The sequence below is a fragment of the Mesorhizobium sp. M0306 genome (assembly GCF_040321655.1).
Classification (GTDB): Bacteria; Pseudomonadota; Alphaproteobacteria; order Rhizobiales; family Rhizobiaceae; genus Mesorhizobium.
The window spans coordinates 271,894-284,463 of record NZ_JAMYRY010000002.1; the positions used below are offsets into that span (position 1 = coordinate 271,894).

The 12,570-nt window shown below is 61.3% G+C and carries 14 protein-coding genes; 6 read left to right on the top strand and 8 right to left on the bottom strand.

The genetic code is table 11. The annotated features are described in order from the left end of the window. The first annotated feature begins 112 nt into the window (after window positions 1-112). Window positions 113-451, top strand: a complete 339-nt coding sequence (locus tag NKI95_RS06235; RefSeq protein WP_352714947.1) for a protein tyrosine phosphatase family protein — start codon at window positions 113-115, stop codon at window positions 449-451. 217 nt (window positions 452-668) lie between these two features. On the opposite strand, the gene NKI95_RS06240 is transcribed toward NKI95_RS06235, so the two are convergent. Next, a complete protein-coding gene (locus NKI95_RS06240; protein ID WP_254817488.1) occupies window positions 669-1,136 on the bottom strand; it encodes an Lrp/AsnC family transcriptional regulator in 468 nt (155 codons plus the stop codon). A gap of 141 nt (window positions 1,137-1,277) precedes the next feature. On the opposite strand from NKI95_RS06240, the gene hppD reads away from it, so the two are divergent. The 3 genes from hppD to NKI95_RS06255 all read left to right on the top strand — a co-directional run bounded on the left by hppD (window position 1,278) and on the right by NKI95_RS06255 (window position 3,061). After that, window positions 1,278-2,393, top strand: a complete 1,116-nt coding sequence (gene hppD, locus NKI95_RS06245; RefSeq protein ID WP_352714948.1) for a 4-hydroxyphenylpyruvate dioxygenase — start codon at window positions 1,278-1,280, stop codon at window positions 2,391-2,393. A gap of 69 nt (window positions 2,394-2,462) precedes the next feature. Continuing rightward, the gene (locus tag NKI95_RS06250; RefSeq protein WP_352662998.1) at window positions 2,463-2,690 is read left to right on the top strand and encodes a type II toxin-antitoxin system Phd/YefM family antitoxin; all 228 of its coding nucleotides are present in this window, start codon (window positions 2,463-2,465) and stop codon (window positions 2,688-2,690) included. Then, window positions 2,687-3,061, top strand: coding sequence for a type II toxin-antitoxin system VapC family toxin (locus tag NKI95_RS06255; RefSeq protein ID WP_352714950.1), 375 nt, complete (start codon window positions 2,687-2,689; stop codon window positions 3,059-3,061). Before NKI95_RS06250 ends, NKI95_RS06255 begins: the two co-directional genes overlap by 4 nt. Here NKI95_RS06255 and NKI95_RS06260 read toward each other — a convergent pair. From NKI95_RS06260 to hmgA, 5 genes are read right to left on the bottom strand one after another with little or no spacing between them, the layout of a single operon-like run. Continuing rightward, on the bottom strand, window positions 3,040-3,600 hold the full coding sequence (locus NKI95_RS06260) for a DinB family protein (protein WP_352714952.1): 561 nt from the start codon (window positions 3,598-3,600) through the stop codon (window positions 3,040-3,042). The genes NKI95_RS06255 and NKI95_RS06260 overlap by 22 nt on opposite strands. A gap of 4 nt (window positions 3,601-3,604) precedes the next feature. Beyond that, on the bottom strand, window positions 3,605-3,898 hold the full coding sequence (locus tag NKI95_RS06265) for a hypothetical protein (protein WP_352714954.1): 294 nt from the start codon (window positions 3,896-3,898) through the stop codon (window positions 3,605-3,607). After that, window positions 3,895-4,917 carry a fumarylacetoacetate hydrolase family protein gene (locus NKI95_RS06270; RefSeq protein WP_352714956.1) on the bottom strand — a complete coding sequence of 341 codons (1,023 nt, stop codon included), beginning with the start codon at window positions 4,915-4,917 and terminating at the stop codon, window positions 3,895-3,897. The genes NKI95_RS06265 and NKI95_RS06270 overlap by 4 nt, the downstream gene beginning before the upstream one ends. Further along, entirely contained in the window at window positions 4,914-5,801 is an 888-nt protein-coding gene (locus NKI95_RS06275) for an MBL fold metallo-hydrolase (RefSeq protein ID WP_352714958.1), read from the bottom strand. The genes NKI95_RS06270 and NKI95_RS06275 overlap by 4 nt, the downstream gene beginning before the upstream one ends. Window positions 5,802-5,811: 10 nt before the next feature. Further along, a complete protein-coding gene (gene hmgA / locus NKI95_RS06280; RefSeq protein WP_352714960.1) occupies window positions 5,812-7,125 on the bottom strand; it encodes a homogentisate 1,2-dioxygenase in 1,314 nt (437 codons plus the stop codon). A 149-nt stretch (window positions 7,126-7,274) separates the two neighbouring features. Here hmgA and NKI95_RS06285 point away from each other — a divergent pair, with 149 nt between their 5' ends. Next, window positions 7,275-7,730, top strand: coding sequence for a MarR family winged helix-turn-helix transcriptional regulator (locus NKI95_RS06285; RefSeq protein ID WP_352714962.1), 456 nt, complete (start codon window positions 7,275-7,277; stop codon window positions 7,728-7,730). 208 nt (window positions 7,731-7,938) lie between these two features. Here the strand turns inward: NKI95_RS06285 and tdh are convergent, their stop codons facing one another. Next, window positions 7,939-8,973 (bottom strand): L-threonine 3-dehydrogenase, encoded by a 1,035-nt coding sequence (gene tdh / locus NKI95_RS06290; RefSeq protein WP_352714963.1) that lies wholly within the window; start codon window positions 8,971-8,973, stop codon window positions 7,939-7,941. 67 nt (window positions 8,974-9,040) lie between these two features. Continuing rightward, window positions 9,041-10,228, bottom strand: coding sequence for a glycine C-acetyltransferase (locus tag NKI95_RS06295; protein WP_352714965.1), 1,188 nt, complete (start codon window positions 10,226-10,228; stop codon window positions 9,041-9,043). A gap of 264 nt (window positions 10,229-10,492) precedes the next feature. Between NKI95_RS06295 and NKI95_RS06300 the strand changes: the two genes are divergently transcribed. Beyond that, a complete protein-coding gene (locus tag NKI95_RS06300) occupies window positions 10,493-12,565 on the top strand; it encodes a putative bifunctional diguanylate cyclase/phosphodiesterase (RefSeq protein ID WP_352714967.1) in 2,073 nt (690 codons plus the stop codon). Window positions 12,566-12,570: the final 5 nt, after the last annotated feature.

Here is a 12,570-nt window from a genome sequence, read left to right on the forward strand (position 1 = left end):
TTTCTGGCATCGAAATCTCTATCTGCGTGGATGGATTTCTTTTCCGCGCGGATTGCCGACCGGGTCAGGGAGTGGCAAGACTGCCGCTAACCAGATTGCGAGGACCCCAGCCATGGAATACCGTCAGATCAGCGAGGACTATTCGGTCTCGGGCCAGATCCAGCCCGAGGATGTCGCGACCATCAAGGCCGCCGGCTTCAAGAGCGTGATCTGCAACCGGCCGGACGACGAGCAGCCCGGCCAGCCATCAGCCGACACCGTCAAGGCGGCGGTCGAGGGCGCCGGGCTCGCCTTCCGCTACATCCCTGTCATCAGCGGCCAGATCACGGCCGAGAATGTCGAGGACCATGCCGAGGCGCTCGATGAACTTGAAGGCCCGGTCTTCGCTTACTGCCGGTCCGGCGCCCGCTGCACCAATCTCTATGGGCTTATCCAGCAGTCGAAGGGGTGAGAGGCTAGCCGCCGCAATCCTTCGCACCCCTCTGTCCTGCCGGACATCTCCCCCGCAAGTGGGGAGATTGGATGTTGCGTTGGCTTTCGCCAATTTTCAATGTTGCGGAGTGGGGCAGCGAGGTCAGAGCTGCCGATCTCCCCCCTTGCGGGGGAGATGGCCGGCAGGCCAGAGGGGGGTGCTGTCCCTCCGACACATCGCGCTCAATTCACCCAGACTAAATCGGCAGCGCGCCAGTTTCTTTCAGCGTTTCCAGCACGATCGCCGTCTTCACGTGCTGCACCGATTCGTGCGGTAGCAGCACGCTGTTGACGAATTCCGACAGCGACTTCAGGTCCGGCGTCACCACTTTCAATATATAATCCATCTCGCCGGTCAGCGCGTGCGCTTCCTGCACTTGCGGCAGCCGCGCCACTAATTCGCCGAAACGCCGCGCATTGTCGCGGTTGTGGGTGGCGAGCGTCACCGAGATGACGTTGACCAGGGAAAAGCCGAGCTTGTCGCGGTCGAGCACCGCCCGGTAGCCCTTGATATAACCGTCCTCCTCCAGCCGCTGGCGACGGCGCGAGCATTGCGACGCTGACAGGTTCACCCGTTCCGACAAATCGTTGTTGGTCAGCCGTGCATCGCCCTGCAGCAGAGCCATTATCTTGCGGTCAAACTGGTCGATGCGCGCCTCATCCATGAATTTCGGCTCCGCAGTGCACAACTCGCGCATGATCAGACCATTTCAAGCGTTTGAATGCAAGCAATTTGCACTCGCTCCGCGCTATGATTGCGCCCAGATACGGCCGACGCGGCCAATGCCAGATTTCGGAGCAATGCCATGGGTCCCTTCCCGCACGACGCACCGCCCGCCAAGATCAGCAAAACCAATCCCGCCGGCACCGACGGCTTCGAATTCGTCGAATTCGCGCATGCCGAGCCGCAGAAGCTCGCCGAGCTGTTCACCCGCATGGGTTATGTGCCGGTGGCCAAGCACCGGAGCAAGGACATCACCGTCTGGCGGCAGGGCGACATCAACTATGTCGTCAATGCCGAGCCCGGCACGCATGCGATGAAATTCGTCGACAAGCACGGCCCTTGCGCCGCCTCGATGGCCTGGCGGGTCGTCGACGCCAGACATGCGTTCGATCATGCCGTTGCCAAGGGCGCAACGCCCTATGAAGGCGCCGGCAAGACGCTCGATGTGCCGGCGATCGTCGGCATCGGCGGATCGCTGCTCTATTTCATCGAAACTTACGGCGAGAAGGGCTCGGCCTATGACGCCGAGTTCGACTGGCTCAGCGAGCGCGATCCCAGGCCGGAAGGCGTCGGCTTCTACTATCTCGACCACCTGACCCACAATGTCTATCGCGGCCAGATGGACAAATGGTGGGATTTCTACCGCGACCTGTTCGGCTTCAAGCAAATCCATTTCTTCGACATCGACGGCAAGATCACCGGCCTGGTCAGCCGCGCCATCACCTCGCCCTGCGGCAAGATCCGCATCCCGCTGAACGAGTCCAAGGACGAGACCAGCCAGATCGCCGAATATCTGAAGAAGTATAATGGCGAGGGCATCCAGCACATCGCAGTCGGCACCGACGACATTTACGGCGCCACCGACAGGCTGGCCGCCAACGGCCTGAAGTTCATGCCGGGCCCGCCCGAGACCTACTATGACATGTCCTTTGCCCGCGTGAACGGCCATGAAGAGCCGATCGAGCGCATGAAAAAGCACGGCATCCTGATCGACGGCGAAGGCGTGGTCGACGGCGGCACGACCAAGATCCTGCTGCAGATTTTTTCGAAAACCGTGATCGGGCCGATCTTCTTCGAATTCATCCAGAGAAAAGGCGACGAAGGTTTTGGCGAGGGTAATTTCCGCGCTTTGTTCGAATCGATTGAGCAGGACCAGATCAAGCGCGGCGTGCTGAAGGTGGACGGCAAGGCAGCGTAACCAGCTCGGCCGAGGTGTCTTGTGGTTTGATTAGTTATGACCTAAATTCTGGTCATAAGAGGTCCGACCATGAATGTTCCGATGGCAAAAGCGAAGGCCCAACTCTCCGAGTTGGTGAAACGTGCCCAGGCCGGCGAAGAGATCCATCTGACGCGGCATGGAGAGGTGGTGGCGACCTTAAGCGCGCCCACCCGGGCCGGCGGGAGCAAAGGCCTTTTTGGGGCCCTGAAAGGCCAAATTCGGATATCGGATGATTTTGATGAACTCGGTCCCGAATGGGACGAGTACATTAAATGAGCCGCCAATATCTGGTGGATACTTATATTCTGCTTTGGGTACTCAACGCGGATTCACGCCTTTCGGATCACCATCGCGACATCTTTCTTGCGGGCGAGGATGTGGTCGTCAGCGCCGTCTCGGTAGCAGAGATCGCCATTAAGAAATCGCTCGGCAAAGTCACGCTCACAGGCAACATCGTGGAAATCTTGCGATCGAACGGCATTCCGATCCTCGGTGTGAATGAACTACACGCAGCGAGGCTTGAGCATCTGCCGTTCCATCATCGCGATCCCTTCGACCGTCTGCTCATCGCACAGGCTCAAATTGAAGGTCTGACGGTGGTCACTGCGGATCGGCATTTCTCAGCCTACGACGTCGCGTTGGTCTGATCATCCAGTCCCAGCCGCTCGACTTCGGCTTTCCTCAACTTCACATCGTAATCGAGGAAGAACTCGTCGAGTTGCGGCGGTTTCACCGAGGTGCCGGACAGCATCGCGTGCACCTGGCCGCGATGATGGATGTCGTGGATGAAGAGATGGGCGAGCAAATCGCCGATCCGCTCCGGTATCATGCCGTCCTCGCGCCGGTCGGTGACGACGCTGCGCTCGAGATCCTCCTCCGACAGGCAATCACAAAAGGCAATCAGCCGCCGGTCGGCCTCCGTGCGCTTGCCAAAGAGCGCGTCCGCTTCGTCGAAGAGCAAGAACTCGTCGTAGGCCGCGGCGCCGACGCCGCCCTCTTCGAGAAAATCGAGATAGAGATAATCGACCGCCAGGATGTGATTGAGCGTTGCCTTGATCGATGGGAAGAAGCTTATCCTTTCAGCCTCGAATTCGCCGGGCTCAAGCTGCAGCACGGCACGATAGAGCCGGTCGTTGGACCACAGATTGTTAGCTGCCATGCGGCGGAAATGGTTCAGCAGGTCCATGACTTCACGGCGCGACCCGGAACAGCGACACACCCGCCGATAGAAGCGCAAACCCAGCCAAAACAATCAGCAGCAGCCCGATCATGCGCCGCCGCATGGCCTGCGTTTCCTGGTCTCCAGCGACGTTCGTGTTGGTGACGGTGTGAAACATCATCGCCTTGCGCGGAAAGCCGCTGCGGTTGGTCAGGCCGGGCGAGCGCGCCTCGATGCGATAGCTCAGCCGGATCGCCAGGATGAAGATCGCCAGCATGACGAGGGCCCAGACGCCGCACAGCAGATAGAATGTCTCGCCCGTCATTCTCTTGCCCCCTCGTATTTCTCGACCTTCTGCTCGATGGCGCCGAAGATCGAATGCCCGCCCCTGTCCTTCATCTCGATGCGCACGGTATCGCCAAAGCGCAGGAACGGCGTTTTCGGTTCGCCGGCCTCGATGGTCTCGATCATACGCAACTCGGCGATGCAGGAATAGCCGGCGCCGCCCACCGAGACAGGCTTGCCCGGTCCGCCGTCGAGCTTGTTGGAGACGGTGCCAGAACCGATAATGGTGCCGGCAGCCAGCGGCCGCGTTTTTGCGGCATGAACAATCAACGCCGGAAAGTCGAAGGTCATGTCGATGCCAGCGTTCGCCCGGCCGAACGGTTTGCCGTTGAGATCGACCAGCAGCGGCAGGCTGACCTTGCCGCCATCCCAAGCGTCGCCCAATTCGTCCGGCGTCACCACTACCGGCGAAAAGGCCGATGACGGTTTCGACTGGAAGAAGCCGAACCCCTTGGCGAGCTCGGGTCCGGTCAGGCCGCGCAGCGTCACGTCGTTGACCAGCATGACCAGCCGGATCGCTGCCCGCGCCTCATCGAGGCCAGCACCCATCGGCACGTCGTCGACGATGACGGCGACCTCGCCTTCCATGTCGATGCCAAGGGTCTCGTCGGTCATGCGGATTGGGTCGCGCGGTGCGAGGAAAGCGTCCGAGCCGCCCTGGTAGATCAGCGGATCGGTCCAGAAGCTTGCCGGCATCTCGGCGCCGCGCGCTTTCCGCACCAGCTCGACATGGTTCACATAGGCCGAGCCGTCGGCCCATTGATAGGCGCGGGGCAGCGGCGAAAGAGCGTCATGCTCGTGAAAGCGGGCCGACGGCACCGCGTTGTTCTCCAGCGATTCAGCCATCGCAGCGAGATGCGGCGCGATGCGACGCCAGTCATCGAGCGCCGCCTGCAGCGTCGGCACCAGAAACGAAGCATCGGTAAATCGCGTCAGGTCGCGCGAGACGACGACGAGCTTTCCATCGCGCGTCCCGTCCTTCAGGGTGGCAAGCTTCATGCGGTCTCCTCTCCTGGCACAGCTTTGGCGCTGCTTAATTCCACAACAAGGCCGTCGCGGGCGATCGTCAAGTCGCCGGCCCATGTTTTCCTGACGGCGGCAATCCAGTCGGCCTCGCCGATCTCGGGATCGTCGGCCGGGATGAGGTGGTTGAGGACCAGTCTTTTGACGCCTGCATCGCTGGCGATGCGTCCGGCCTCCTCGGCAAAGCTGTGGCTGGCAAGCAGGTGTTCCCTTAGCCTTGCGCCGTTGCCGGTCTTGGCGACCAGCCGCTCGATACCCACTTCCAGCATGGCCTCGTGGACCAGTATGTCGGCGCCTTGGGCGAAATCCGCCAATGGCGGAAAGAACGCCGTATCCGACGAAAAGACGACGCCTTGCCCCGCATTATCGAAGCGCAGCGCAAAGCAGTCCGTCACCGGCGGGTGGTCGACGCGCAAGGCCGATATTTTGAGACCGCGCTCTTCGGCCACCTGGCCTTCACCAAATTCGACGATCGAAACCAGGTCGCGGAGATCCGGCCTGCCTTCATCGGCGATGCGGATCTCGATGTCGAATTCCATTGCCTGGCAAAAGCGCTGCCAATAATGGCCGATGCCGGGCGGGCCGAACAAAGTGACGGGCGCCGCCAGGCCGGCGGTCCAGGCGGTGTGGATGAGGGGTCCGAGTTCCAGAACATGGTCGGAGTGCAAATGCGTGATGAAGATCAGGTCGAGCGCCTTCAGGCTGATGCCGGCATCGGTCATCCCGCGCGTGACGCCGAGCCCGCAATCGACGACGAGGGTGCGGCCGCCAATCTCCAGCAGCGACGAACTCGGCCACGGTCCGCCCGGCCGGAGCGCGGGACCACCCTTCGAGCCGAGAAGCACCAGACGATCCGTCATGCGACGGCGCTCAAGACCAGTCGCCTTCGGGCGTGCCGTTGAAGCGCTTCTTCAGGCCGGCCCAGCAGTCGATGTAATTGTCCTGCCGGGTTTCGAGTTCGGCGCCATAGCGGGTCACCATCTGCGGAAAGCGTGTCTCGAACATGAAGGCCATGGTGTTGTCGAGCTTGACCGGTTTCAGCTCCGCGCGCGAGGCTTTTTCGAAGCCAGACGCATCGGGTCCGTGGGCCAGCATCATGTTGTGCAGGCTGATGCCGCCGGGCACGAAGCCCTCTTCCTTGGCATCGTACTGACCATGAATCAGGCCCATGAACTCGCTCATGATGTTGCGGTGATACCAGGGCGGCCGGAAAGTGTTTTCCGCCACAAGCCAGCGCGGCGGGAAGATGACGAAATCGATGTTGGCGGTGCCTTCCTCGCCGCTCGGCGCGGTCAGCACGGTGAAGATCGACGGATCGGGGTGGTCGAACAGGATCGCACCGACCGGCGAAAAGGTCGCAAGATCATATTTGTAGGGCGAGTAGTTGCCGTGCCACGCCACCACATCCAGCGGCGAATGATCGATCTCGGTGACATGGAACTGGCCACACCATTTCGCGATCAGCCGGCACGGTGTCTCCTTGTCCTCGAACCTGGCACAGGGCGTCTTGAAATCGCGCGGATTGGCCAGGCAATTGGCGCCGATCGGGCCACGATCTGGCAGCGTCAGCTTGGCGCCGTAATTCTCGCAGACATAGCCGCGCACTTCGGCATCCACCAGTTCGACCTTGAACACCAGACCACGCGGCAGCACCGCAATCTCGCCCGGCCTGAGTTCGATAACACCCATCTCAGTGACGAAGCGCAAGGCTCCAACCTGGGGCACGACCAGCAACTCGCCGTCGGCGTTGAAGAAGTGATCGTCGGCCATCGAACGGTTGGCGACATAGACATGTGCCGCCATGCCGCTCTGGCCGAGCACGTCGCCCGCGGTGGTGATCGAGCGCATGCCGGCAATGAAATCGGTCGGCTCCTTCGGCATCGGCACTGGGCTCCAGCGGTATTGGCCGAGCGCGAGCTGGTGGTCGCCGACATTGGGCGCGCTCTTCCACAGCGGATAATTCGCCGCTTTGAAGCGACCGGTATGCCTGACGCTCGGCCTTATCCGATAAAGCCAGGAGCGCTCATTGGTGCCGCGCGGCGCGGTGAAAGGCGAGCCCGAAAGCTGCTCGGCGTAGAGGCCGTAGGCCGGCCGCTGCGGCGAGTTTCGGCCTTGCGGTAGCGAGCCCGGCAAAGTCTCGGTTTCGAAGTCATTGCCGAAACCCGGCATGTAGGAATAGGCCATGGCATCCTCCCGAATTCACGGTCCCGGAGCATCGTCTACGCGAAAAGATGCTCCGAGTTGACCAGATTGGTTTCATTTGTAACCATTGAAAATGTAACCATCAATGGTGATTTCGGCGCGAGCCGCCAGCCTGCTCAGTCAAGGCCAAAATGGAACCGGAAATCCTCGAACTCGAATCCTTCCTGCCTTACCGGCTCTACCGGCTTGCCGATGCCGTCAGCCGCGAATTCTCAAGGGTTTACAAGGACCGCCACGGCCTGACCCGGCCCGAATGGCGCACGCTGGCCGGACTTGGACAGCACGGCACGATGACGGCGACGGCGCTCGGCGACCAGTCCGCCATGCACAAGACCAAGGTTTCGCGCGCGGTCGCCGAGCTCGAACGGCGGCGATGGCTGACGCGAACGCTGGATGAAAAAGACCGCCGCGTCGAGCATCTGACGCTGACCGGAGCTGGCCGCGCCGCCTATCGCGAGATGGTGCCGCTGGCAAAGGCTTTTGAGCGGGAGCTTCTGGCCAAGTTCAGCGATGGCGAGCGTGCCGCGATAGCGGAAGGGCTGGCGGCGCTAGAGAGGTCGACAAAAGAGCTAAAAGCTGTTCCGTAGCGATCCTTCCCACCCCCCTCTGTCCTGCCGGACATCTCCCCCGCAAGGGGGGAGATCAGACATGGTGTCGACTTTCGCTAATTGCCAGCGTTGCAGACTGGGTGGTGCGGCCAGAACTGCCAATCTCCCTCCTTGCGGGGGAGATGGCCGGCAGGCCAGAGGGGGGTGCTGTCCCTCCGGCGTATCTGCAATGGCACCGGCCGATCGGCTACCAGTCCATCACCACCTTGCCGGAGTTACCACTCTTCATCGCCTCGAACCCCGAAATATAGTCGTCAATGCCGATGCGGTGGGTGATCAGGCCACTGACATCGAGCGGCCCCTGCACCAGCGCGATCATCTTGTACCAGGTCTCGAACATCTCGCGGCCGTAGATGCCCTTCAGATGCAGCATCTTGAAGATCACCTTGTTCCAGTCGATCTCGAAGCCGGTCGGCGCGATGCCGAGAATGGCGATCTTGCCGCCATTGTTCATGGTATCGATCATGTCGCGGAAGGCGGGTGCGGCGCCAGACATTTCGAGGCCGACGTCAAAACCTTCGGTCATGCCGAGCACCGGTATCACGTCGCGAAGCTTTTCCTTCGATGCGTCGACCACATGCTGGACGCCGAGTTTTTTCGCCAGCGCCAGCCGAACCGGGTTGATGTCGGTGATGACCACTTTTCGCGCGCCGACGCACTGCGCCACCAGCGCACCCATGATGCCGATCGGCCCGGCGCCGGTGACCAGCACGTCCTCGCCAACGAGATCAAAGGACAATGCGGTGTGAACCGCATTGCCTAAAGGATCGAAGATCGCGGCGATCTCGTCGGGCACGTCGTCGGGGATCGGCACCACATTGTGCTGCGGGATCGCCAGGTATTCGCCAAAGGCGCCCGGCCGGTTGACGCCGACGCCGAGCGTGTTGCGGCACAGATGCCCCCTGCCCGCCCGGCAGTTGCGGCAATGGCCGCAGACGATATGGCCCTCGCCGGAAACGCGCTGGCCGAGCTTGTACTCGGTCACCGCCGTGCCGAAATCGGCGACGGTTCCGACAAATTCGTGGCCGGTCACCATCGGCACCGGTACCGTCTTTTGTGCCCACTGGTCCCAATTGTAGATGTGGACGTCGGTGCCGCAGATCGCGGTCTTCCTGATTTTGATCAGAACGTCGTTCGGACCGATTTCCGGCACCGGCACTTGTTCCATCCAGATGCCCGGCTCGGCCTTGGCCTTGACCAGCGCCTTCATCATGTTCGACATTCTTTTGTCCCCAGAACCTTGGTCGCTTGAATCTCTTGATCCGGAATCGCTTTTCGGTCCCGGCCGTTCAGGAAATCACGCCGAGTTCGCGACCGACTGCGGCGAACGCCTCAACCGCACGATCGATATCTGCGCTGGAATGGGCGGCCGACATCTGCGTGCGGATGCGCGCCTGGCCCTTCGGCACCACCGGGAACGAGAAGCCGATGACATAGATACCGCGCTTCAGCATCCGCGCCGCCATTTCCTGCGCCAGCGTCGCGTCGCCAAGCATCACCGGGATGATCGGGTGGTCGGCGCCGGCCAGCGTGAAACCGAGCCTGCCCATCTCGGAGCGAAACCGAGCCGCATTGGCATATAGACGCTGGCGCAACGCATCGCCATTTTTAATCAGTTCGAACACCCGGATCGACGCGCCGGCGATCGCCGGCATCAGCGTGTTGGAAAACAGATAGGGCCGCGAGCGCTGGCGCAGCCAGTCGACCACCTGCTTCCTGCCCGACGTGTAGCCGCCGGACGCGCCGCCCAATGCCTTGCCGAGCGTGCCGGTGATGATGTCCACCCTGCCCTCGACGCCACAATGTTCGACCGAGCCACGGCCATTCCTGCCGACGAAACCAACTGCATGGCTGTCATCGACCATGACCATCGCATCATATTTGTCGGCGAGGTCGCAGACGCCCTTCAGATTGGCGATGATGCCATCCATCGAGAACACGCCGTCGGTAGCGATCAGCCGGAACCGGCAGTCGCGCGCCTCTTTCAACCGCGCTTCGAGATCGGCCATGTCGTTGTTGGCGTAGCGGAAGCGCTTTGCCTTCGATAGCCGCACCCCGTCGATGATCGAGGCGTGGTTCAGCGCATCGGAGATGACCGCATCCTCTTCGCCGAGCAGCGTCTCGAACAGGCCGCCATTGGCGTCGAAGCAGGAGCCGTAGAGGATGGTGTCCTCCATGCCGAGGAAGTCAGAAATGGTCGCCTCGAGCTGCTTGTGTTCCTCCTGCGTGCCGCAGATGAAACGCACCGACGCCATGCCGTAGCCGTAGCGGTCGAGCGCCTGCTTGGCCGCCGAGCGCAGTTCGGCGCTGTCGGCGAGGCCGAGATAATTGTTGGCGCAGAAATTCAGCACCTTTTCACCGCCGACCTCGATCTCGGCCGATTGCGTCGAGCTTATCACCCGCTCGGATTTATAGAGGCCTGCCGATTTCAGCCCTTCAAGCTCGCTGTCGATGTGGGAGAGGAATGCTGCGGTCATGATCGGGCCCTGTTGAGATCGGTGAGGACTGTCGCGCCGCGCGGAAGAAAAATCCATCGCAAAAGCGACCGCTCCGGTGGCGGCAATGGCACGGCAGAGGCAACGATATTCAAATGCGGAGGCGCCGCGAAAGATTGCAATAACCACTTTGCGGGTTTCCCGCCACGGTCGCCGCCGCCGGCCTGCTGCCGTCCCAAACCTGTTAACACTTTGAAGCCAAAGGTTATCGCACAAGAATTCGTTGGCGAGAGGCCGCCTCAGAAAATGTCGCAGCAGCCGGTGCACACCGTTTCAGGCAGGCTCATACTCCTCATCAAATCCGGCTACTGGCTGGCTCTGCTGATCATAGCCGCCATGGTCGTGGCCTCCTTCATCCTGCTGCAACAGATGATGTCTACCCAACGGCACAATCAGGCGCTGCTCGATATCGTCAGCACACAAAAAGCCCTGTCGCAGCGCATCGTCTTTCTTGCCGGCGCCACAGGCAGCGCCTCGCGCGATCAACAACACGCCCTGGTTACTGCGCTCAAGCAAGCGACGGTGGAGTTCGAGAAGAATTACGATCTGCTGCTCGAGCGGACCGCCGCCGATCCGGTGTCGCCAGCAAGGTTCGATCCGAAATCGATCGAGAGCGTGCTTTTCGCCAAGCCGTACCATCTCGACTACTTCTCGGTCGGGCTTATCGCCAACGGCGAGCGCCTGATCTCTTCATTCGAATCACGGCTCAACACGACCGGCAGCGGCGGCTACAAGGGCGGCGAGGAGCGCGTCAACCTGAACGCTTCCGTTGCCAACGCGACATTGTCGGGCTACGCAGCACTCGGCCAGCGCATCAGCGCCTACGCGGACCAGCGCTCCGAAAGGCTCCTCGATCTTCATCGCACATTGTTTTACTCGACCATCGGCGTCATCCTGCTGGTGGCACTTTTCATTTTCCGGCCGATGTCGAATGCCATCCTGCGCCGGACGCGCGAGCTGGTCGATGCCCGCAATTCCGTGGCCTTTATTGCCGTGCATGACGGGCTAACCGGCCTGCACAACCGCACCTTCCTGACCGATCATTTCGATACGTTCATCAGTGGTGCGCGGCGAAGGCGTGAACGGGTTGCCGTGGTGCAGTTCGACCTCGACCGGTTCAAGCAGATCAATGACACGCTCGGCCACGCCGCCGGCGATTATGTGCTGGTGGTGGCCGCGCAGCGGATGCGCGATTCCTGCCGGACGTCGGATCTCAACGTGCGTCTCGGAGGCGATGAATTCGTCGTCGTCCTCAACGACGCCGGCAGCACCGAAGACATCGATATCGTCGCCAGGCGCATGCTGGCCAAACTCAATGAGCCGGTCATTTTCCGGGGAACGACGATCCATCCGGGCGTAAGTGCCGGGATTGCGGTCTATCCGATCGATGCCGACAATGCGCAGGACCTGCTCGTCCATGCCGATCTGGCGCTGTATTCAGCCAAGAAGCATGGCGGCGGCAGTTTGTCGTTCTTTTCCGATGAGCTGAGGCGCGAACTCGACAATCGAAAGCAGCTCGAGCTCGACATCAGGGTCGCCATCTCTGAGAAGGCGTTCGAAGTCTATTTCCAGCCGCAGGTGTCGCTGTCGGACGGCGCCATCAGTGGTATCGAGGCTTTGGTTCGCTGGAGGCATGCCGAACGCGGCATGATCGCGCCGGGCGAGTTCATTCCAATCGCAGAAAAATGCGGCTTGATGTCCGAGATTGGCCGCATCGTCATTGCCAAAGCGATCGACGAAGCAGCCGAATGGAACCGCGCAGGCATCACCTTCGGACGGATCGCCGTCAACGTGTCCGGTTCGGAGCTGCGCGAGGCAGATTTTGAAGTCTTCCTGTTCGATACGCTGGAGAGGGCCTGCCTGCCAGCGCACAAACTATCGCTGGAGATCGTCGAATCCGTCATTCTCGACGACGAGAAGACCGGTATCGCGGCAAAGCTGCGGCACATCCGAGCCGCCGGCATCCATCTTGAGCTTGATGATTTCGGCACCGGGTACGCATCGCTCAGCCATGTCAATCCAAACGAGATCGACCGGCTGAAGATCGACCGCCGTTTCGTCCAGAACATCAACGAGAACGGCGGCAACACCAAGATCGTGCGTGCCCTCACCGAACTGGCTCGCGGTCTCGGCATCTCGATCGTTGCCGAGGGCGCTGAAACCGAAGCCGAGCTCGACTCGCTGATGGCGATCGGCTGTGACCAGGTGCAAGGCTATTCCATCGCTTTCCCGATGCCCCCGGACAGGGTGCGCGAATGGTTGGTGGCACGGGCGCCCAAGAAGGCCAGGCTGACGGTGCTGCAGGGCAGCCGGGCGTAGATCCG

What these genes read in the sequence shown, in the direction of transcription:
- hmgA (WP_352714960.1), bottom strand. Translation starts at nt 7,125, where the DNA reads ATGGCCTATTCCTACATGCCGGGTTTCGGCAATGACTTCGAAACCGAG.
- NKI95_RS06295 (WP_352714965.1), bottom strand. Translation starts at nt 10,228, where the DNA reads ATGACCGCAGCATTCCTCTCCCACATCGACAGCGAGCTTGAAGGGCTG.
- NKI95_RS06255 (WP_352714950.1), top strand. Translation starts at nt 2,687, where the DNA reads ATGAGCCGCCAATATCTGGTGGATACTTATATTCTGCTTTGGGTACTC.
- NKI95_RS06300 (WP_352714967.1), top strand. Translation starts at nt 10,493, where the DNA reads ATGTCGCAGCAGCCGGTGCACACCGTTTCAGGCAGGCTCATACTCCTC.
- NKI95_RS06270 (WP_352714956.1), bottom strand. Translation starts at nt 4,917, where the DNA reads ATGAAGCTTGCCACCCTGAAGGACGGGACGCGCGATGGAAAGCTCGTC.
- NKI95_RS06250 (WP_352662998.1), top strand. Translation starts at nt 2,463, where the DNA reads ATGAATGTTCCGATGGCAAAAGCGAAGGCCCAACTCTCCGAGTTGGTG.
- NKI95_RS06265 (WP_352714954.1), bottom strand. Translation starts at nt 3,898, where the DNA reads ATGACGGGCGAGACATTCTATCTGCTGTGCGGCGTCTGGGCCCTCGTC.
- hppD (WP_352714948.1), top strand. Translation starts at nt 1,278, where the DNA reads ATGGGTCCCTTCCCGCACGACGCACCGCCCGCCAAGATCAGCAAAACC.
- NKI95_RS06260 (WP_352714952.1), bottom strand. Translation starts at nt 3,600, where the DNA reads ATGGACCTGCTGAACCATTTCCGCCGCATGGCAGCTAACAATCTGTGG.
- NKI95_RS06275 (WP_352714958.1), bottom strand. Translation starts at nt 5,801, where the DNA reads ATGACGGATCGTCTGGTGCTTCTCGGCTCGAAGGGTGGTCCCGCGCTC.
- NKI95_RS06285 (WP_352714962.1), top strand. Translation starts at nt 7,275, where the DNA reads ATGGAACCGGAAATCCTCGAACTCGAATCCTTCCTGCCTTACCGGCTC.
- NKI95_RS06235 (WP_352714947.1), top strand. Translation starts at nt 113, where the DNA reads ATGGAATACCGTCAGATCAGCGAGGACTATTCGGTCTCGGGCCAGATC.
- tdh (WP_352714963.1), bottom strand. Translation starts at nt 8,973, where the DNA reads ATGTCGAACATGATGAAGGCGCTGGTCAAGGCCAAGGCCGAGCCGGGC.
- NKI95_RS06240 (WP_254817488.1), bottom strand. Translation starts at nt 1,136, where the DNA reads ATGGATGAGGCGCGCATCGACCAGTTTGACCGCAAGATAATGGCTCTG.